At 65.3% G+C, this 19,135-nt stretch carries 18 protein-coding genes; 10 read left to right on the forward strand and 8 right to left on the reverse strand.

Features of this window, described 5'->3' with window-relative positions:
* Nucleotides 1–21: 21 nt before the first annotated feature.
* From DXT74_RS19220 to DXT74_RS19240, 5 genes are all read right to left on the reverse strand, one after another.
* The gene (locus DXT74_RS19220; RefSeq protein ID WP_081556627.1) at nucleotides 22–798 is read right to left on the reverse strand and encodes a hypothetical protein; all 777 of its coding nucleotides are present in this window, start codon (nucleotides 796–798) and stop codon (nucleotides 22–24) included.
* 70 nt (nucleotides 799–868) lie between these two features.
* Nucleotides 869–1,603 (reverse strand): two-component system response regulator BtsR, encoded by a 735-nt coding sequence (gene btsR / locus DXT74_RS19225; RefSeq protein ID WP_231138224.1) that lies wholly within the window; start codon nucleotides 1,601–1,603, stop codon nucleotides 869–871.
* Complete coding sequence (locus DXT74_RS19230; protein ID WP_279625728.1) at nucleotides 1,600–3,300, reverse strand: sensor histidine kinase; 1,701 nt, start codon at nucleotides 3,298–3,300, stop codon at nucleotides 1,600–1,602. Before DXT74_RS19230 ends, btsR begins: the two co-directional genes overlap by 4 nt.
* Nucleotides 3,301–3,458: 158 nt before the next feature.
* Nucleotides 3,459–4,985: a fumarate hydratase gene (locus DXT74_RS19235; RefSeq protein WP_043634142.1), complete on the reverse strand. Its 1,527-nt coding sequence runs from the start codon at nucleotides 4,983–4,985 to the stop codon at nucleotides 3,459–3,461.
* Nucleotides 4,986–5,179: 194 nt separating this feature from the next.
* Nucleotides 5,180–6,121, reverse strand: a complete 942-nt coding sequence (locus DXT74_RS19240) for a GlxA family transcriptional regulator (RefSeq protein WP_043634145.1) — start codon at nucleotides 6,119–6,121, stop codon at nucleotides 5,180–5,182.
* A gap of 176 nt (nucleotides 6,122–6,297) precedes the next feature.
* Between DXT74_RS19240 and DXT74_RS19245 the strand changes: the two genes are divergently transcribed.
* Nucleotides 6,298–7,443 (forward strand): aromatic ring-hydroxylating dioxygenase subunit alpha, encoded by a 1,146-nt coding sequence (locus DXT74_RS19245; protein ID WP_052370372.1) that lies wholly within the window; start codon nucleotides 6,298–6,300, stop codon nucleotides 7,441–7,443.
* Nucleotides 7,444–7,458: 15 nt separating this feature from the next.
* A complete protein-coding gene (locus DXT74_RS19250; RefSeq protein ID WP_194426785.1) occupies nucleotides 7,459–8,394 on the forward strand; it encodes a PDR/VanB family oxidoreductase in 936 nt (311 codons plus the stop codon).
* Between the two features lie 340 nt (nucleotides 8,395–8,734).
* On the opposite strand, the gene DXT74_RS19255 is transcribed toward DXT74_RS19250, so the two are convergent.
* From DXT74_RS19255 to DXT74_RS19265, 3 genes are all read right to left on the reverse strand, one after another.
* The gene (locus DXT74_RS19255) at nucleotides 8,735–9,145 is read right to left on the reverse strand and encodes a type II toxin-antitoxin system HicB family antitoxin (protein WP_043634152.1); all 411 of its coding nucleotides are present in this window, start codon (nucleotides 9,143–9,145) and stop codon (nucleotides 8,735–8,737) included.
* 9 nt (nucleotides 9,146–9,154) lie between these two features.
* Nucleotides 9,155–9,337: a type II toxin-antitoxin system HicA family toxin gene (locus DXT74_RS19260; RefSeq protein WP_043634155.1), complete on the reverse strand. Its 183-nt coding sequence runs from the start codon at nucleotides 9,335–9,337 to the stop codon at nucleotides 9,155–9,157.
* 283 nt (nucleotides 9,338–9,620) lie between these two features.
* On the reverse strand, nucleotides 9,621–11,033 hold the full coding sequence (locus tag DXT74_RS19265; RefSeq protein ID WP_081556622.1) for a sigma-54-dependent Fis family transcriptional regulator: 1,413 nt from the start codon (nucleotides 11,031–11,033) through the stop codon (nucleotides 9,621–9,623).
* A 367-nt stretch (nucleotides 11,034–11,400) separates the two neighbouring features.
* Here DXT74_RS19265 and DXT74_RS19270 point away from each other — a divergent pair, with 367 nt between their 5' ends.
* The 8 genes from DXT74_RS19270 (at nucleotide 11,401) to DXT74_RS19305 (ending at nucleotide 19,023) form a co-directional block, all read left to right on the forward strand.
* Nucleotides 11,401–12,192 (forward strand): ABC transporter ATP-binding protein, encoded by a 792-nt coding sequence (locus DXT74_RS19270; protein ID WP_194426786.1) that lies wholly within the window; start codon nucleotides 11,401–11,403, stop codon nucleotides 12,190–12,192.
* 19 nt (nucleotides 12,193–12,211) lie between these two features.
* On the forward strand, nucleotides 12,212–12,985 hold the full coding sequence (locus tag DXT74_RS19275) for a transporter substrate-binding domain-containing protein (RefSeq protein ID WP_081556620.1): 774 nt from the start codon (nucleotides 12,212–12,214) through the stop codon (nucleotides 12,983–12,985).
* A gap of 40 nt (nucleotides 12,986–13,025) precedes the next feature.
* Nucleotides 13,026–13,739, forward strand: a complete 714-nt coding sequence (locus tag DXT74_RS19280) for an ABC transporter permease (RefSeq protein WP_052370374.1) — start codon at nucleotides 13,026–13,028, stop codon at nucleotides 13,737–13,739.
* Nucleotides 13,740–13,752: 13 nt separating this feature from the next.
* On the forward strand, nucleotides 13,753–14,448 hold the full coding sequence (locus DXT74_RS19285; RefSeq protein ID WP_043634166.1) for an ABC transporter permease: 696 nt from the start codon (nucleotides 13,753–13,755) through the stop codon (nucleotides 14,446–14,448).
* Nucleotides 14,449–14,536: 88 nt separating this feature from the next.
* Complete coding sequence (locus DXT74_RS19290; protein WP_194426787.1) at nucleotides 14,537–15,739, forward strand: pyridoxal phosphate-dependent aminotransferase; 1,203 nt, start codon at nucleotides 14,537–14,539, stop codon at nucleotides 15,737–15,739.
* Nucleotides 15,736–17,331, forward strand: coding sequence for a 5-guanidino-2-oxopentanoate decarboxylase (locus DXT74_RS19295; protein ID WP_194426788.1), 1,596 nt, complete (start codon nucleotides 15,736–15,738; stop codon nucleotides 17,329–17,331). Before DXT74_RS19290 ends, DXT74_RS19295 begins: the two co-directional genes overlap by 4 nt.
* Before the next feature lie 274 nt (nucleotides 17,332–17,605).
* Nucleotides 17,606–18,280: a hypothetical protein gene (locus DXT74_RS19300; protein ID WP_194426789.1), complete on the forward strand. Its 675-nt coding sequence runs from the start codon at nucleotides 17,606–17,608 to the stop codon at nucleotides 18,278–18,280.
* Between the two features lie 185 nt (nucleotides 18,281–18,465).
* Nucleotides 18,466–19,023, forward strand: a complete 558-nt coding sequence (locus tag DXT74_RS19305) for a hypothetical protein (RefSeq protein WP_196783789.1) — start codon at nucleotides 18,466–18,468, stop codon at nucleotides 19,021–19,023.
* The last annotated feature ends 112 nt before the right edge of the window (nucleotides 19,024–19,135 follow it).

The raw sequence follows: 19,135 nt of genomic DNA on the forward strand, positions 1-19,135 counted from the left end.
CCAGAGCGGAGCGAACGGCGCTCAGGGCTGCCAGTCCTGATAAGGCTTATGCACCTTAACGTAGGCTTTCTGCAATTCTCCGCTGGCGCGCGCGGAGCGTATGGCCCGATTCAGCGCTTGGTGGACAAAATCGCCACGGCGGTTGCAGTTGAGAAACAGCACATCCGGGTAGTCGTCGAAGCGGGCGCGATGGATATTGCTCAGTTTGAACTTGCGCACCAGATAATCCGCCTCCTCTTGCGCCCACAACACCCCGTCCACCCGGCCCAGGTTCAGCTTTTTCAGCGACAGTTCCAGGTTGACCACGCTCTTGCTGGGGAAGCCCCAGTTCACCGGCGGCGCTTCAATGTCGTACTTGGCCAGATTGGCCATGCGCAGCACGTCCTCCCTGTCCAATGGTTTGTTCTTGTGGGTGTAAAGCACGAAAGTGACCTTGCCCAGCATCTCCTTGGTGAACTGGTAGGGCGTGGCGTCGTCGGCGCCTTCGCGCAGCTTCATGATGGGGAAGCGGAAATCCGCGTTCTTGTCGCTGGTATCCATGTACACGCGCTTGACCGGTTCGATGCTGAAGCTGATCTTGCCTTCCTTGTAATGTCTGGCCACCACATTCAAGAGTTCGGCGAACGGACTGGTCTGATTGTTTTCCAACAATTGCGGCAGGAAGACGGCAATGCCGTGCAAATCCGGCCGGGTGACGTCCGGCGAACTGTCCTGCGTCGCCGTGCCGTTGCAGGCCAGGAGCAAGCCGGGCGCGCAGCCCAGCGCCCAAGCCGCGCATAGCAGTAATTGTTTTGCCATCGAATGTTCCCCCTGGACTGAGGTGTAGCACACCCGCGGCGGCTGCGCGGCGCATTCGGACGGGTGGACGCTAGCTCGCGATACCCAATGCGTCCTTCAAGGGTTTCAGATAACGGCGGCTGACCGGCAAGCTGTGGCCGTCCAGCGTGCAGGCGGTGGCCACGCCGTTGTCGCCAAACAGGATTTCCCGGATCGCGGACAAACGCACCAGGTATTGCCGGTGACAGCGAAACAAATCCGTGCGCTCTTCCAGCGTGCGCAGCGTCAGCTCGGTAAAGCGTTCCACACCGGCGGCGTCCACCACGTACACGCCGCTGAGCCGTGAACAGACATAGGCCACCTCTTCCAGCCGGCACAGCACAATGCGGTTGACGCCCTGGCAGGGAATCAGGCTTAACGGCGCCAAGCCGCATACCGCCGCCGGCGGCGGCGCGGCGCGCTGGCGCAGCCGCGCCAGAGTCTTGGCCAGCCGCGCCGGGTCCACCGGCTTGAGCAGGTAATCGCAGGCGTGTTCCTCGAAAGCCTGCAGCGCGTAGGCGTCGTAGGCGGTGACGAACACCACTTGCGGCATGGACTCCGGGTCCAGCATCGCCAGCATTTCCAGGCCGCTGATGCGCGGCATCTGGATATCCAGAAACACCACGTCCGGCTTGCGGCGATGGATGAAGGCAATGGCCTCCACCGCGTTGCCGCACTCGCCGACGATGTCCAGGCCGCCGGCGGCTTGCAGCCGCTGACGCAACTCATCGCGCGCCAGCGGTTCGTCGTCCACCAGCAGCGCGCTGGGCAGGCCGGCCGCGCTCATGCCGCCGCTCCGGCGCGCTCGGCGTCCGCCCGCGGACAGCGGCAGGGCAGCAGCAGGCTGACCCGGGTGTAAAGCTCCGGCGCGCAATCCACCGCCACCCCGTAGGCCTCGCCGTAACGGGCTCGGATGCGGCGGTCCACCAGCGACATGCCCAGGCCGTCGCTCTGCTCCGGCTTGCGGTAGAGTCCGGCGTTGTCCTCCACCGTCACCCGCAGGCCTTGCGCGTCGCAGCGGGCGGCGATGCGGATGCGCCCCGGCTCCAGCAGTTGGGAAGTGCCGTGCTTGATTGCGTTTTCCACCAGCGGCTGCAGGGAAAACGCCGGCAGCTCGGCCCGGCGCGCCGCCTCCGGCGCCTCGATCTCCACTTGCAGCCGGCCAGCGAAGCGGGCCTCCTCAATGCGCAGATAGGCACTGACGTGGTCTATCTCGTCGCCCAGCGTGGCCATCTCGCTGGAGCGCTTCAGGTTCTTGCGGAAAAAGGTGGACAGGTATTGGACCAACTGGCGCGCATGCTCCGGGTTGCGGCGTATCACCGCGGACAGCGTATTGAGCGCGTTAAACAGGAAATGCGGGTTGACCTGGGCGTGCAGCAGCTTGATCTCGGTTTGGGCCAGCAGCTGTTTCTGCTGCTCGTACTTGCCTTGCAGAATCTGATTGGACAGCAGCCGGGCAATGCCCTCGCCCAGGGTCAGGTTGATGCCGGAAAACAGCTTGTTGCGCGTCTCGTACAGCTTGATGGTGCCGATCACCCGTTCGTCCTCTCCGCGCAAGGGGATCACCAGCGAGGAGCCCAGCTTGCACGCCGGGCTGATGGAGCAGCGGTACGGCGTCTCGTTGCCGTCCGCGTACACCACCTGATTGTCGGCAATGGCGCGCTGGGTCAGCGGCGAGGTGATGGGCGTGCCCGCCAAGTGGTGGTCGGCGCCGGCGCCGATGAAGGCCAGCAGCCGCTCGCGGTCGGTCAGCGCCACCGCGCCCACACCCAGCTCCTCGTACAGGATGCGCGCCATGGTCATGCAATTGTCGCGGTCGAAGCCGTGGCGCAGCACGCCCTCGGCGCGGGCGGCGATCTGCAGCGCCTTGGAGGAGAAGGCGGAGGAATACTTCTCCGCCAGCGCGCGCCGGTCCAGCAGGATGCGCATGAACATCGCCGCGCCCAGAGTGTTGGCTATCATCATCGGCAGCGCGATGCTGCGCACCAGATGCCAGGCCGCGGCGAAGGGCTTGACCGCCGCCAGCAGGATCAACATCTGCATGCATTCGGCCAGCAGCGCCACCGCGGCCACCGCCAACGGGTCGAACACCCTTCCCACTTGGCCGCGCCGCACGAAGTAAAGATGCACCAACCCGCCCAGCAAGCCTTCCGCCATGGTGGACGCCATGCAAGCGCCGGCGGTGACTCCGCCCAGCGAATAGCGGTGCAGCCCGCCAGTGAAGCCCACCGCCAATCCCACCCACGGCCCCCCCAGCATGCCGCCCAGCACCGCGCCGGTGGCGCGGGTGTTGGCGATGGAATCGTCGATGTGCAGGCCGAAGTAAGTGCCCATCACGCAGAACACCGAGAACACCAGGTAGCACACCAGCTTGTGCGGCAGGCGGATGGTGACCTGGGTCAGCGGGATGAACAGCGGCGTCTTGGACAGCAGATAGGCGATCACCAGGTAAACGCACATCTGCTGCAACAGCGTCAGGATCAATGAAAACTCGGTCAGCATGCGGGCAGGAAAATAAGGGTGTGCCGTCGAGCATAGGCGACGGTTCGCCGCCCGACCTTGGTCTGGATCAAACCATTTTCAAGCGCCAGCGGCACAAACAAAAACGGCCGCCGAAGGCGACCGTTTCTTTCATCCAGGCTTTACACCGGGATGACCGGGATCTTGCCAATCTTCACGCGCCACTCGGCCGGGCCGGTGTCGTGCACGCTGGACCCACAGGAATCCACCGCCACCGTCACCGGCATGTCCTTGACCTCGAACTCGTAAATGGCTTCCATGCCCAGATCTTCGAAGGCCACGACCTTGGACGCCTTGATCGCCTTGGACACCAGGTAGGCGGAGCCGCCGACGGCCATCAGATAGACCGCCTTGTTGTCCTTGATCGCCTCAATCGCGATGGGGCCGCGCTCGGCCTTGCCTATCATGCCCAGCAAGCCGGTTTGCTCCAGCATCTGGCGGGTGAACTTGTCCATGCGGGTGGCGGTGGTGGGGCCGGCCGGGCCCACCACTTCGTCGCGCACCGGATCCACCGGGCCCACGTAGTAGATGAAGCGGTTGGTGAAGTCCACTGGCAGCTTCTCGCCCTTGTTCAGCATGTCCACCATGCGCTTGTGCGCGGCGTCGCGGCCGGTGAGTATCTTGCCGTTGAGCAGCAGCACGTCGCCCGGCTGCCAGCTTTGCACTTCTTCCGGGGTGATGGCGTCCAGGTTGACGCGCTTGCCGTTGGAGTTGTCGTAAGTGATGTCCGGCCAGTCTTCCAGGCGCGGCGCTTCCAGCACGGCCGGGCCGCTGCCGTCCAGGTGGAAGTGCACGTGGCGGGTGGCCGCGCAGTTGGGGATCATCGCCACCGGCAGGCTGGCCGCGTGGGTGGGGTAATCCAGAATCTTCACGTCCAAGACCGTGGTCAGGCCGCCCAGGCCCTGGGCGCCGATGCCCAGCGCGTTGACCTTTTCAAACAGCTCCAGGCGCAGTTGCTCCACGCGGCTCAGTTCCGCGCCGCTGTCGGCCTTGGCTTTCAAATCCTGAATGTCCACATGGCTCATCAGGCTTTCCTTGGCCAGCAGCATCGCCTTCTCCGGCGTGCCGCCGATGCCGATGCCGAGGATGCCCGGCGGACACCAGCCGGCGCCCATGGTGGGCACGGTCTTCAGCACCCAGTCCACGATGGAGTCGGACGGATTCAGCGCGTAGAACTTGGATTTGTTCTCCGAGCCGCCGCCCTTGGCGGCACAGGTCACTTCCACGCCGTCGCCTTCGACGATCTCGAAATGCACCACCGCCGGGGTATTGTCCTTGCTGTTCTGGCGCTTGCCGGCCGGATCCAGCAGCACCGAGGCGCGCAGCTTGTTGTCCGGGTTCAGGTAAGCGCGGCGCACGCCTTCGTTCACCATCTCCTGCACCGACAATTCGGCGTCCCACTGCACCTTCATGCCCACTTTCAGAAACACCACGGCGATGCCGGTATCCTGGCAGATCGGGCGCTTGCCTTCGGCGCACATGCGGCTGTTGATCAGGATCTGCGCCATGGCGTCCTTGGCCGCCGGGCTCTCTTCCTTCAGATACGCCTGGTAAAGCGCGTCGATATAATCTTTGGGGTGGTAATAGCTGATGAACTGGAAGGCGTCGGCAATGCTTTGCACGAAGTCTTCCTGACGGATGATGGCCATTTTCGGGTTTCTCCAGCGTAGGGCGATTTTGGGGTTTGCCCTGTCATTTTATGGAGGCGCGCCGCCCGCGCCAATCCAAACCCTCAACAGTACCCGATAATACCGTCCGCGGCCAGCCAATGCCCCCGCTCCGAACCGGTCCAAAGTCTCGCGAGCAAGAGCGAGACAAGGCGAAAACCGCGGAGAACAGATCCTCAGGCGCCGCTGCGGTCCTCGCGATCTTCCCTCGGACTACGTCCAAAACGCTTGCGGTAAGCGCGGGAAAAATAGGACGGAGACTCAAAGCCGCAGGCCACGCTGATCTCCACCACGCTTAGCTCCGTCTGGCGCAGCAGCCAGCGGGCGCGGTCCAGCCTCAGCGCGCGGTAGAACTCCGCCGGCGAGGCCTTGAGATGGGCGCGGAACAAGCGCTCCATCTGGCGGCGGGTGGCGCCGCAGCGCGCGGCCAGTTCCTCCGGCGGCCACGGGTCCTCCAGTTGCTCCTCCATCAGCCGTATCGCCTGCGCCAGCTTCTTGTTGTGCACCTGATAGCGGCTGGCCACTTGCAGGCGCTGATGCTCGGACGGACTGCGCATCTGGCCCTGCACCAGTTGTTCGGACACCGCCAGCGCCAGCTCGCGGCCGTGGCGTCGCGCCAGCAAGGCCAACGCCAAGTCCAGCCCGGCCACCGCGCCGGCGGAGGTGGGCCGCTTCTCGGTCAGGAACAGCTCCTGGCTGGCCGTCACCTGCGGGTAGCGTTCCCGGAAGGCCGGAATCGCTTCCCAGTGCAGCGTCACCGTCTCGCCGCGCAGCAGGCCGGCCTCGGCCAGGATGAAGCAGCCGGTGTCTATCGCCCCCAGGGTCGCTCCCCCGCGCTCCAGCCGTCGCAGCGCCGCGCCCAGTTCCGGCGAGTAATGGCGCAGCGGATGGAAGCTGCTGACCACGAACAGACAGGTGCACGGCCCGGCCTCCGCCAGCGCGCCGTCCACCATCAACGCGATGCCGTTGCTGGCCGCCACCGCCTGGCCGTCCACGGACAGCAATCGCCAGCGGCTGGCGCCGGGCTGAAAACGGTTGGCGATGCGGAAGGGTTCCATCAAGGCGGCAAAGCCGATGAAGGAAAACTCCGGCAATAACAGAAAATGGTATTCGTCCACCGTGCCCTCCCTCCCAGTTCAAAGCCCAGCATAAGCGCGAGCGCCCGGTTCACGTCAATGCCAAATTGTCGCGCAATGAAAAGTAAGCGTCGCCGCCATCCACTCCGCCGCCGCCGGCAGGCCGTTAAATCATCGACAGCCCTCCCCCACTCGCAGGCTTTTGAAGGAGCCCCGCCATGCAACAGTACGCCGCCGTCCAGTTCCCGCCCGCCGCGCCGCAACTGCCCGCCGATTTCTGCAGCGACATCGACCGTGCTCACACCCTGCCGGCGCGCTGCTACACCGCCGACGAAGTGTTCCAGTACGAAAAAGAACAGATCTTCGCCAAGTCCTGGCTGTGCCTGTGCCACGGCAGCGAGCTGGCCCGGCCCAACGATTACGTCACCCGTCGGGTGATAGGCGAAAACATCCTGCTGCTGCGCGACCGCGACGGCGCGCTGCGCGCCTTCTACAACGTCTGTCCGCATCGCGGCCACGAGTTGCTCAGCGGCAGCGGCCAAGCCAAGAATGTGATCACCTGTCCCTACCACGCTTGGGCCTTCAAGCTGGACGGCCAGCTGGCGCACGCGCGCAACTGCGAGCAAGTGGCGGACTTCGACCGGGCCGGAAACCATCTGAGCCCGCTGCGGGTGGCCGAATACTGCGGCTTCGTCTTCGTCAACATGGACCCGGACGCGCCGGACATTGACGTCGAATACGCCGGCCTGCAAGAGCACTTCATGCAAGTGTGCCCGCAAGTGGCGGACTTGAAAGTAGCCGAACGCGTGGTCACCACCACCCCGGCCAACTGGAAAGTCATCGTCGACAACTATATGGAGTGCTACCACTGCGCGCCGGCCCACCCCAGCTTCTCGCAATCGGTGTCCACCGAGGGCTACACCCACAGCTTCCACGGCCGCTGGACCTTGCAGCGCGGCGCCGCCCAGTCCAGCGACAGCAGCTACGCCTTTGACGGCGAGGCCGCCAACCAGGCCTTCAACGGCTACTGGCTGTGGCCTGGCGTGATGTTCAATGTGGTGCCCGGCGACGCGGCGATGACGGTGATATACGAGTTTCCGGAATCCGCCGGCGTCACCGTCCAGCATTACGACATTCTCTTCCTCAATCAGGATTTGAACGAAGAGCAACGCCGCTTCGTCAGCTGGGCGCGCGACGAATTCCGCCCCGAGGACCTGCGGCTGGTGGAAAGCGTGCAGCGCGGGCTGCAATCTCGCGGCTACCGCGGCCAGGGCCGCATCATGGCGGACAGCCAGCGCAGCGGCATCAGCGAACACGGCATCGCCTACTTCCACCAGATGGTGGCCGCCGCTTACCGCGGCTGAACCGGAGCGCCGCGCATGTCCGCCATCGTCACCGAAGTCTGCGCCATCGAAGACGTGGCCGCCGGAGTCAAAGCCTTCACCCTGCGGCCGCTGGACGGCCCGGCCCCGCCCTGTCCGTCCGGCAGCCACATTGTGGTGGACATGCCGCCTCCGGGCCGGCCGGCGGCCTACTCGCTGCTGGACCCCGGCGGCGGGGTCTACCGCATCGCGGTCAAGCGCGAGCCGGATTCGCGCGGCGGCTCAAGCTATCTGCACGCGCTGAAGCCGGGCAGCCGCCTGCGCGTGCAGGCTCCGGCCAACCGCTTTCCGCTGGCCGCCGCTCCCGGCCCGCGGCTGTTCATCGCCGGCGGCATCGGCATCACCCCCTTCATCGCCCATATGGCGGCGCTGGGCAATGACGCCTACCAGCTGCACTACGCCTTCCGCGACGCCGCCAGCGCCGCCTTCGCCGCTCAGTTGGCTAACCGAAGCGAACGAGGCGACGCCAGAGTCCACCTGTACGAGAGCCAAGCCGGCCGCAGGCTGGACCTGGACGCCTTGATCGCCGCCGCGCCAGCGGACAGCCAGGTATACGTCTGCGGGCCGGAGCGGCTGATCGCGGCAACGGCGGACGCCTGCGCGCGACGCTTACCCGCCGGCCGGCTGCACTATGAGCGCTTCAGCGCCGACGCGACGGCGGAGGGCGCAAGTTTCGAGGTGGAGCTGGTCCGCTCCGGCCTGCGAGTGCGGGTGGGCGCAGAGGAATCCATTCTGGCGGCGATAGAGCGGCAGACCGCGCTGCGGCCGGACTGCCTATGTCGGGAAGGTTATTGCGGCAGCTGTGAAACCAGGCTGCTGGCCGGCGATGCCGAGCACCGGGACCAATACCTGAGCGAGACGGAGCGCCAGGAGCGCATTATGATCTGCGTGTCGCGGGCGGCGGGGAGCGGGCCGCTGGTGCTGGATTTGTAACTAAGGCCCGCTAACAAAACCCCTGATCCTGCGTTGCGCCTCCTGGCCGTACCACTTGTACTGTAGCTTCGCAGAAACTTCGTTTTCTGCGTCGGCGCGCCTTGACTCAGGTACGCTGCGCGGTTTTGTTAGCAGGCCTAAGAGCCTGTTCACGATCTCGCGGGCTAAGGCGAGACAAGGCGTTGCGGCTGAAGAAGCGGAGTGTACAAGTGGTACATGAGCATTTTGAGCTCGTCCTCACCATGCAACGCCTCACGACGCGCAGCAGATCGTAAACGGGTTCTTAAGAGGCTGAGTGCGACGCGGCACATCCATGGTCAAACAGCAAAATTAACCACTTTTATGGCCGACACAATAGCTTTTCTAGCGCGGTCTTGGCCAGGAAACCGCTGCGGCTATCATATTCCGGGTGGGAAGCGACATATTCATCGATACGGTGCAGAAGGTTGGCCGGCAACGTGACATTGATCTTGGTCGCTTTACCCAGATAGCGAGTGATGTCCACATCCACCAGCGCCCAGATATGGCCGGCAAACTCGGATTTACCGACATGAGCCTGCGCGCTGCTGGCCAGAGGGATAACGTCCAGGTCTTCCACCAGCCCTTCCAGATGCAGTTCGATGGCTTCGCGGGCGTTACGGATGGCCTCATCCAGAGTGTCCCCGGCGGAAAAGCAGCCGGGTAGATCCGGCACGATGACGCCATAGGCATGTTGGTCATCACCGGGTTCAACTGCAATCGGGTAGTACATAATGGTTCCTTACTTGAGACCCGCTTGTTTCTTGATGCTGTTCAGCGTGCCTATCGGTATGTCCTTCTTGGGGTGAGGCACCGTCACCCGGCCGGTCTTGATCGGGTGTTTGAACTGTTGATGGCTTCCCTTGGCGGCAACCAGATACCAGCCGTCGGCCTCTATCATGCTGATGACTTCTTTGCTGGTCACGGCGTCGCCCCTACGCTTAGAGTCTGTTTACGATCTGCTGCGCCTCGTAAACACAGTACGGTGAGAACAGCTTCAGAATGCTCATGTAGCATTTCTACATTCTGCTTTTGTTTTCACCTTGTCGCGCTCTTGCACGCAAGACATTTGAGCAGGCTATCGGCCAGAGCATATTGTAGCTTCTACGACAGGCCCGTCAATAACCCTGGGGTTATTTGATCGACAGCCAAGCGCTCTCGCTCTCTACCCGCTACTCAGCTGCGAGGGACACCATGCCCCGCCCCGCTCACCCCAACACCGTGCGCGCCAGCTGTATCCCGTGTTTCTTCAACTTGTACTGCAAGGTGGCGCGCGGCAGGCCCAGCCGGCGCGCCGCCTCGGTCAGATTGGCGCAGCCCTCCAGGCAGTCCACCAGCAGCCGGCGCTCATAGCGCGCCATCCGCTGCTCCAGCGTGCCCTCGGCGTCCGGCGGCGGCGGGGCCGGCGGCCGACGCTCTTCCGCGCGCCGCTCCGCCGCCTCGCCCTCCTCCTCCAACAGCAGGAAGTCCAGTTCGTCCCCGCCCTCGCACAGGATCAGGCTGCGCAACAGCACGTTTTCCAGCATGCGCACATTGCCCGGCCAGTGATAGCGCAGCATGCGCTCCATCACCGCGTGACTGATGCGCTGCACTCGGTGGCCAGTGACCTTGCCGTGCTTGCGTAAAAAGGATTGCGCCAGCAGCGGGATGTCCCGCAACCGCTCGCGCAGCGGCGGCACCGCCAGGCAGCCCACGTTAAGCCGGTACAACAGGTCCGGCCGGATCTTGCGCTCGTCCAGCATCCGCTGCGGCGACTCGTTGCTGGCAGCCACCACTCGCACATCCACGCGCACCTCCGCGCCAGAGCCCACCCGGCTGAACGTGCCCTCCTGCAAGGCCCGCAGCAGCTTGCCCTGGATGGATAGCGGCAGCGAGTTGATCTCGTCCAGAAACAAGGTGCCGCCATGGGCGGATTCCAGCACCCCGCGCCGGTCCTCGGCCCCGGTGAAGGCGCCGCGCACGGTGCCGAACAAGGTGCTTTCAAACAGCGGCTCCGGCAAGGCCGCGCAATTGAGCACCACGAAGGGACGCTCGGCGCGCGGCCCTTCCTGATGCAGCAGCCGGGCGAACAATTCCTTGCCGGTGCCGGTTTCACCGTGGATCAGCACCTGCACGTCGGCGCGCGCCAGCCGCCGAGCCTGGTGGATCAGCTGCTTCATCGCCGCGTCGTCGGTGATGATGCCCATCAGCCCGCCGTCGGCCTCCTCCTCCACGTTCTGCTGCAAATCCACCAGCGCCTGATGCAGCGGGCTGACCACGGTCAGATCGCGGGACAATTCCACCGCGCCGACGATACGGCCGTCGGCGCGCTTCAGCGGCAGCGTGGTATGCACCTGATGCACCGCCTTGCCTCTGGGATTGCGGTAGCGCTGATAATGGTTGCGGTAACTGCGGCCCTGTCGCAGCGCCTGCAACAAGGTGCTGCTGTTCTCGTCCAGCTCCGGGTACAACTCCAGCAGATAGGCTCCCAGCGCCTGCTCCGCGGTGTATTCGTCCAGCTGCGAACACTCCTGGTTGTAATAGGCGTAGCGCCCGTCCTGGTCGATGATGGCCACCGACAGGCCGATCGCGTCGAAAAAATCGCCAAACAGCGCAATGCCCTGGCTCAGGTCTGCATCCATGTCTCTCCCTTCCCCTTAAGAACCTGTTTTCGATCTGCTGCGCGTCGTGGAGCGTTACACGGTGAGTACGGCTTCGAAATGCTCATGTACCACCTGTACATTCCGCTTTCTCAGCCGTTTTCGCCTTGCCTCGCGAGATCGTAAACAGATTCTTGGCTGCCAAGCACGGGTGCCAAAAATTCGGCGTTTTTATGAATAGTTGCAGTATTGACGGTTTTTATCGCCGCGAGCAAGCACAAAACCCTTTTAAATTCATGCAATTAAAAAACGGCCCCGCTGGCATGGATGTTGCCACTCCTAGCACGGTCGCACCAAGGTGCGGCTCACAACTACAGCAGGCTGCCACAGCCGCAAGGAGGAGAGATTCATGCATCACCCCACCCCCACCATCCACCCACCTCCCACCCCCATCGTCGCGGTGGAAAACCTGCGCAAGCGCTTTGACAGCCAAGTGGTGCTGGACGGCGTCTCCTTTGCCGCCTCCGCCGGCGAAGTGGTGTCGCTGATCGGCGCCAGCGGCTCCGGCAAGAGCACCTTGCTGCGCTGTCTCAATTTGCTGGAAGTTCCTGACGACGGCCGGGTGCTGATTGCCGGCGAGGAAATCGCCCTGCGCACCGACAAGCACGGCCGGCGCGTGCCGGCCGACCCGCGCCAGGTGGACCGGCTGCGCTCGCGGCTGGGCATGGTGTTCCAGAACTTCAATCTGTGGCCGCACATGACGGTGCTGGAGAACCTGATCGAGGTGCCGGTGCGCGTCTTGCGCCAGCCGCGCGCAGAAGCGGTGGCGCTGGCCGAGGCGCTGCTGGAGAAAGTGGGCATGGCGGACAAGCGCCAGGCCTATCCGGCCTTCTTGTCCGGCGGCCAGCAACAGCGGGTGGCCATTGCCCGCGCGCTGGCCACCCGGCCAGCGGTGATGCTGTTCGACGAGCCCACCTCCGCGCTGGACCCGGAACGGGTGGGCGAAGTGCTGCGGGTGATCCGCCAGCTGGCCGATGAAGGCTGCACCATGCTGCTGGTCACCCATGAAATGGCCTTCGCCCGCGAAGTCTCCAGCAAAGTGCTGTTCCTGCACCAGGGCCGCATAGAGGAAGCCGGCCCGCCGGAACAGATTTTCGCCGCGCCCCGCAGCGAACGCTGCCGCCAGTTTGTCAACGCCTGACACCCCAGGGAGAAACCCCATGAAGCCACTCCGCACCCTCATCGCCGCCTTCGCCGTCCTGTGCTGTGCCGCCGCGGCCGCCGCCAACCCGCTGCGCATCGGCATCGCCGCCGAGCCCTACCCGCCGTTCACCATCAAACAGAGCAACGGCCAATGGAGCGGCTTTGAAGTGGAACTGGTGCGCAAGCTGTGCCAGCGCCTCAAGCAAAACTGTCAGATCACCGAAGTGTCCTGGGACGGCATCATCCCCGCGCTCAACAGCAAGAAGATAGACGTGATCTTCAACTCCATGTCCATCACCCCGGAGCGGGAAAAAGTCATCGCCTTCAGCCTGCCTTACTACTACACCGCCTCTGAGTTCGTCGGCCCCAAGGGCCAAAAAACCGTCCTCAGCCCGGCCGGCCTCAAGGGCAAGACCCTGGGCGTGCAATCCGCCACCACCAACGCCAACTTCCTGAAGAAATACTACGGCGCCGGCTCCGCCATCCGTTACTACAACACCCAGGACGAACTGAACGCCGACCTCGTCGCCGGCCGCGTGGACCTGATGCTGCTGGACGCGCTGGCCGCCAGCGATTTCCTCGGCGGCAAGGACGGCGCCGGCCTGGAATCCAAAGGACTGGCGCCCAAGGACCCGCTGTTCGGCCCCGGCATCGGCGCCGGCCTGCGCAAGGCCGACGTTGCGCTCAAACAGCAGTTCGACCAGGCCATCCTGCAACTGCGCGCCGACGGCAGCTTCGACGCCATCCAGAAGAAATACTTCAAGGTCAACATCTCGCCGGACGCCAAGTGACAGCGCCCCGTCCGCCTGCGCCGCCCCAGGGAGAGCATAGATGCTGGATTCACTGCAACAAGCCTACGACGCCGTAGTCCGCGACTGGGGCCCCGCCCTGCTGCAAGGCGCCGTGGTCACGCTGGAAATCTCGCTGGGCGCTTTCGCGCTCGGCCTGGTGATAGGCCTGGCCACCGCGCTGGTCAAACTGGGCGGCCACCCGCTGCTCAAACGGCTGGCCAACGCCTACACCAGCGTATGCCGCTCGCTGCCGGAGCTGCTGCTCATCCTGCTGCTCTACTACGCCGGCGGGGACGCCATCAACGCGCTGGCGGCGCTGCTGGGCCAGCCGCAAGTGGAGGTGAACGGCTTTGCCGCCGCCATCGTGGTGTTGGGCATCGTGCAAGGCGCTTACGCGGCGGAAATCATGCGCGGCGCGGTGCAGGCGATACCGCACGGCCACATCGAGGCCGCGCGCGCCTTCGGCTGCGGCCGCTGGCTGACCGCGCGCCGCGTGATCCTGCCGGAGATGATGCCCTACGCGCTGGCCGGCCTGGCCAACCTGTGGCTGGTGCTGATCAAGGACAGCGCGCTGATCAGCGTGGTGGGCTACAGCGAACTGCTGTTCACCACCAAACAGGCCGCCGGCTCCACCCGTCAGTACCTGCTGTTCTATCTGACCGTGGCCGCCATCTACTTATTGATGACCCTGCTGTCCAACGCCGGCTTCAGCCTGATTGAACGCCGCTTCCGCCGCTGGCAACCGGCGCTGTGAACGGGAGACCCGCATGAACTTCCAATGGCTGCAAGACTACGGCCCCATGCTCTGGCGCGGCGTCACCATCACCGTGCAACTACTGCTGCTTTCCGGCAGCCTGGGCTTCGCGCTGGCCGTGGCGGTGGGCTTTGCCCGGCTGTCCCGCCAGCCCTTCCTCGCCTGGCTCAGCCTGTCCTTCACCAACCTGATCCGCGGCACCCCGCTGCTGGTGCAGATCTACGTGCTCTATTACGGCCTGGGCAGCCTGTTCGCCGGCTTTCCGGCGCTGCGCGACAGCCCGCTGTGGCCTTACCTGCGAGAAGGATTCTGGTACGTGGCGCTGGCGCTGGCGCTGAGCGTGGCCGGCTATGTGGGCGAAGTGGTGCGCGGCGGCCTGGCCGCCGTGCCCAAGGGCGAACTGGAAGCCGCCCGCGCGCTGGGCATGTCGCGGCTGACCGCGGCGCGGCGCATCTGGCTGCCGCGCGCGCTGCTGATCCTGCTGCCGTCCTTGGCCGGCGAAACCGTGCTGCTGCTCAAATCCACCGCGCTGGCTTCCACCGTGGCGGTGATGGACGTACTGGGCGCGGCCAACCTGGTGCGCGCGCAAACCCTGCGCACCTACGAACCGCTGCTGACCGTGGCGCTGATCTATTTCGCGCTGGCCTGGCTGATAGAACGGGTCTTCCTGCGGCTGGAGAGGAGGCTGCCGGTCCGCACCGCATTCTAAGAGCCTGTTTACGATCTGCTGCGCGAAGGTGATCCCGTCTTGAAAACGGGTTCCAGTGCCGCCTTACCCCATTGTTACGGAGACCTCCATGCGCTTTTCCCCCTTGGTCGAACGCATCGCCGGCGAACGCGTCGATGCCTGGAACATCCACTTTGCTGCGCAACAAGCCGCCGCCCGCGGTGAGGACGTGATCATCCTCAGCGTGGGCGACCCGGAGTTCGCCACCCCGGCCCCCATCATCGAACGCGCGGTGGCCGCGCTGCGCGACGGCGATACCCACTACAGCCCGGTGGACGGCCGCGCCGACCTGCGCGCCGCCATCGCCCGCCGCCATGCCGCCGCCACCGGCCTGGAGATGGACGCCGACAACGTCATCGTGGTGGCCGGCGCACAAAACGGCCTGTTCTCCGCCGCGCTCTGCCTGTGCCAGGCCGGCGACGAAGTGCTGGTGCCGGAGCCCATGTACCTGACCTACGAAGCCAGCATCCGCGCCAGCGGCGCCACGCTGGTGCCGGTGCCGGTAAAACCCGCGGACGGCTTCCACCTGGACCTGGCCGCGCTAGAAGCCGCCGTCACCCCGCGCAGCCGTGCAATCTTCCTCGCCACCCCCTGCAACCCCACCGGCGCGGCGCTGCGCCCGGAAGAACAGGCCGCGGTGGCCGCCCTGGCCCGCTGCCACGACCTGTGGGTCGTGGCCGACGAAGTCTACGCCGGCCTCAGCTTCGAAGCCCCGCACCACAGCATCGCCGCTCTGCCCGGCATGGCGGAACGCACGTTGACCCTGGGCAGCCTGTCCAAATCCCACGCCATGGCCGGCTGGAGACTGGGCTGGGCCGCCGGCCCGCGCCCGCTGATCCAGCACATGGGCACGCTGGCCCTGTGCATGCTCTACGGCATCCCCGGCTTCATCCAGCAAGCCGCGCTGCTGGCCCTGCAAGACTACGACGCCTTTGTCGAACCCGTCCGCGCGCTGTACCAGCGCCGGCGCGACCTGGCCCACAGCCTGCTCAGCGACGTGGACGGCCTGCAATGCCCGCTGCCGGAAGCCGGCATGTTCCTGCTGCTGGACGTGCGCGGCTGCGGCCTGGAAGCCGGGGATTTCGCCTGGAAGCTGTTTGAAGCCACCGGCGTCTCCGTGCTGGACGCCGCCGCCTTCGGTCCCACCGCCGCCGGCTTCATCCGCCTGGGCCTGGTGGTGGACGACGAACGCCTGGCCGAAGCCTGCCGCCGCATCGCCCGCTTCGCCGGCCAACTGCGCACCACCGCGCCAAGACAAAAGGAATCCGCATGAGCACCACCCTGGGCAGCTACCTCACCGCCTGGCTGGCGGCTTACGGCGTCGACACCGTGTTCGGCATCCCCGGCGTCCACACCATCGAGCTCTACCGCGGTCTGGCCGGCAGCGGCATCCGCCACATCGCCGCCCGCCACGAACAAAGCCTGGGCTTCATGGCCGACGGCTACGCCCGCGTCAGCGGCAAACCCGGCGTCTGCTTCGTCATCACCGGCCCCGGCCTCACCAATATCGCCACCGCCATGGGCCAGGCCTACGCCGACTCCATCCCGCTGCTGGTGATCTCCGGCGTCAACGCGCGCGGCAAGCTGGGCTCCGGCGACGGCCACCTGCATGAACTGCCGGACCAGCACGCGCTGGCCAGCCAAGTCGCCGCCTTCAGCCACACCCTGACCGCGGCGGCGGAACTGCCGCAAGTGCTGGCACGCGCCTTCGCCGTGTTCGACGGCGCACGCCCGCGTCCGGTGCACATTGAAATCCCGCTGGACCTGATGGCCGCGCCCGCCGACGGCCTGCCGCCGCCGCAAGCACCGGCGATGCGGCTGCTGCGCGGGCCGGCCGCCCCCGCCGCCATCGACCGCGCCGCCCGCCTGCTGTCCAGCGCGGAGCGGCCGCTGCTGCTGATAGGCGGCGGCGCGCGCCAGGCCGCGCCGCAACTGACCCGGCTGGCGGAAATGCTGGACGCGCCGGCGCTGATGACCATCAACGCGCGCGGCGCGCTGCCGGACGGCCACCCGCTGGCGCTGTCCTGCAGCCCCTCGCTGCCGGCCGCGCGCCGCCTGATCGCCGCCAGCGACGTGGTACTGGCCGTGGGCTGCGAACTGGGGCCCACCGATTTCGACATGTATGTGGACGGCGGCTTCCGCCTTCCCGGCGCGCTGATCCGCGTCGACATCGACCCGGAACAACTCTGCCGCGGCCGCGGCGCGGATCTACCACTGCTGGGCGACGCCAAAGAAACCCTGCAACTGCTGATACCGCGGCTGACCGACGCCGCCCGCCAGGGCGAAGAACGCGCCGACGCCGCCCGCCGCCTGGCCGCCGCCGAAATGGAACCAGAAAACGCCGCCGACCTGGCCTGGCTGCACCGCGTGCGCGACATCCTGCCGCAAGCGCGCTGGGTGGGAGACTCCACCCGCCTGGTCTACGCCGGCAATCTGGGCTTTTGCGCGCCGCGCGGCAACAGCTGGTTCAACGCCTCCGTGGGCTTCGGCGCGCTGGGTTACGGCCTGCCCGCCGCCATCGGCGCCGCGCTGGCCGAACCGGACCGGCCGGTGCTCTGCCTGGCCGGCGACGGCGGCTTCCAGTTCACCCTGGCGGAAATGGGCACCGCGATGGAAACCCGCGCCCGCCTGATCGTGCTGCTGCTCAACAACCGCGGCTACGGCGAAATCAAAAGCGCGATGCGCTCCGCCGATATGGAACCGCTGGGCGTGGACCTCTACACCCCGGACTTCCCGGCGCTGGCCCGCGCCTACGGCTGGCGCGCCGAAACCCTGGCGCTGGGCACCCCGGAACCGCTGCTGCGCCAGGCGCTGGAACAGGCCGCCGCCGCCGCTAATCCCACCTTGATAGAAATCGAGGTCTAAGAACCTGTTCAAAGTCTGCTGCGCTTCAGCGATACGGCGTTGCGGCTGAAGAAGCGGAATGGTCATACGGTACATGAGCATTTCGAAGCGGTACTCACCGTGTGACGTCTCACGACGCGCAGCAAATCATAAACAGGCTCTAAAGCGCGCCGGCCCGCCCCCGGGCCGCGCACAGCAAACTCAATTTGCATAGAACCCGGCCACGGCGATAACATGGCCTATCCACGGCGGCACCCGCCCCGCAAGCAATGCGAGACCGGCTCCGGGCATCCCTATGAGAGAACTCGAAATCGTCGAACAACTGGTCCTGGGCGTAGACCCGGCCGGCCGGCGCGACCCGCTGGGCACCCCCAAGGACCCGGCGCTGGACAAGGCGCGCGCGCTGTATTACGAGCAGCTCAAACGCGTCGCCAAACAACACGCCGCGGACCCGCCCTCCGCGCCTGAGCCACAAGTGGCCCCCGGCGGCGCACGCCAGGGCCAACGCTGGACCATAGCCGAAGACAACCGCTTAACCCTGCTGTGGGAAGCCTCCCCCGCGCCAGTGCGCCAACTATCGGAAAAACTGGGCCGCAGCCCGCTGGCCATCGTCTCCCGGCTGGTCCGCTTAGGGCTGTACGACCACCAGCAAGCGGCGATGCAGGCCGACAACGCCCGCATGCAAGCACTGGACCTGCCGCCGCTCTGGGACGTGCCCGCCGCCACGGAAACCCCGCCGGCCAAACCCGCTGCGCCGCCCACGGCAGACAAGCAAGGCGCGGTCTGGACCGTGGCCGACGACCAGCAACTGAAAACTCTGTGGCACAGCCCGGCCCAGCCGGATAGCCAGGCCATCGCCAAACAATTGGGCCGCAGCCGCGGCGCCATCCTCGCCCGCCTGGTGCGCCTGGGCCTGTTCAGCGACCGCGACGCGGCGTATCAGGCGGACCAGGCGCGGCTAACCGGCTAGCCGCCCTCATCCTTTTCTAAATCACCAGTTCAAACGACACCATGGCATTCACCTTTGCAAATATTTTCAAGCCTCGTCCCCCACAACAAGCAAGCACACCGGCAACAGTTCCCGCTCCACAGCCAAGCGCAGCGCCCACGCCGCCGCAAGCCATAACGCCTATCCAGCCCGCTAGCCCAATAAGCGTGCAAATTTCCACGCCTAGCCTGCCGCCAGTCACAACTCAGCCCTCCCAACCCGCCCCCAGCTCAGCGGAAAAAAAGGGCCATGAGGGCGAGAAAGCGCTCAACGCCTGGTTCAAGCAGCACAAGCTGGCCTATGTCGGCATCTGTCAGAACAAAAACAGCTTTGCCACCCTATTCCATGGCACGGCCAAACGGCCGGACTTCCTGCTCCTGCTGCCCTCGCTGGGCATGATCGCCATCGACGCCAAGAACTACACCCCATCGCGCGGCGAACTCACCCTCAGCCTGGAGGAAGAACTCAAAAAAGCGCTCACCTTCGAGCGGCTATTCCGCTTGCCGCTGTGGTACGCCTATTGCGATAAACAAAACTTGGGCCAGAACTGGTACTGGATCAGCGCGCTGAAAGCGCTGGAAGTGGGCGAAGTGCGCGATGGCAGTAATGGGCAATTCCTGGCCATCAAGATGGAGCACTTTGAAACCATCTCCAACCCCAAGGATTTGGCCAAGCTGTATACCCATACCTTGCCAAGTTTGGAGAAAGTGGCGGCAGGGGTTTGATTGGGGGGTGACAGGTTTATGGTAAAGCTTGCTGTTGTTCAGTTATTCAACCGGAGTGGTCAGGTAACACAAGAACAGGCATACCTATAGAAGCCGAGGCAGTCCAGACTTT

Origin of the sequence: Chromobacterium sp. Rain0013 (assembly GCF_015291765.1) — a bacterium.
Lineage (GTDB): Bacteria > Pseudomonadota > Gammaproteobacteria > Burkholderiales > Chromobacteriaceae > Chromobacterium > Chromobacterium haemolyticum.

Bases quoted from the DNA above. Each gene is read 5' to 3' on its own strand.
- DXT74_RS19235 (WP_043634142.1), bottom strand. From the start codon at position 4,985: ATGGCCATCATCCGTCAGGAAGACTTCGTGCAAAGCATTGCCGACGCC.
- DXT74_RS19295 (WP_194426788.1), top strand. From the start codon at position 15,736: ATGAGCACCACCCTGGGCAGCTACCTCACCGCCTGGCTGGCGGCTTAC.
- DXT74_RS19270 (WP_194426786.1), top strand. From the start codon at position 11,401: ATGCATCACCCCACCCCCACCATCCACCCACCTCCCACCCCCATCGTC.
- btsR (WP_231138224.1), bottom strand. From the start codon at position 1,603: ATGAGCGCGGCCGGCCTGCCCAGCGCGCTGCTGGTGGACGACGAACCG.
- DXT74_RS19265 (WP_081556622.1), bottom strand. From the start codon at position 11,033: ATGGATGCAGACCTGAGCCAGGGCATTGCGCTGTTTGGCGATTTTTTC.
- DXT74_RS19220 (WP_081556627.1), bottom strand. From the start codon at position 798: ATGGCAAAACAATTACTGCTATGCGCGGCTTGGGCGCTGGGCTGCGCG.
- DXT74_RS19255 (WP_043634152.1), bottom strand. From the start codon at position 9,145: ATGTACTACCCGATTGCAGTTGAACCCGGTGATGACCAACATGCCTAT.
- DXT74_RS19290 (WP_194426787.1), top strand. From the start codon at position 14,537: ATGCGCTTTTCCCCCTTGGTCGAACGCATCGCCGGCGAACGCGTCGAT.
- DXT74_RS19245 (WP_052370372.1), top strand. From the start codon at position 6,298: ATGCAACAGTACGCCGCCGTCCAGTTCCCGCCCGCCGCGCCGCAACTG.
- DXT74_RS19275 (WP_081556620.1), top strand. From the start codon at position 12,212: ATGAAGCCACTCCGCACCCTCATCGCCGCCTTCGCCGTCCTGTGCTGT.
- DXT74_RS19285 (WP_043634166.1), top strand. From the start codon at position 13,753: ATGAACTTCCAATGGCTGCAAGACTACGGCCCCATGCTCTGGCGCGGC.
- DXT74_RS19280 (WP_052370374.1), top strand. From the start codon at position 13,026: ATGCTGGATTCACTGCAACAAGCCTACGACGCCGTAGTCCGCGACTGG.
- DXT74_RS19300 (WP_194426789.1), top strand. From the start codon at position 17,606: ATGAGAGAACTCGAAATCGTCGAACAACTGGTCCTGGGCGTAGACCCG.
- DXT74_RS19250 (WP_194426785.1), top strand. From the start codon at position 7,459: ATGTCCGCCATCGTCACCGAAGTCTGCGCCATCGAAGACGTGGCCGCC.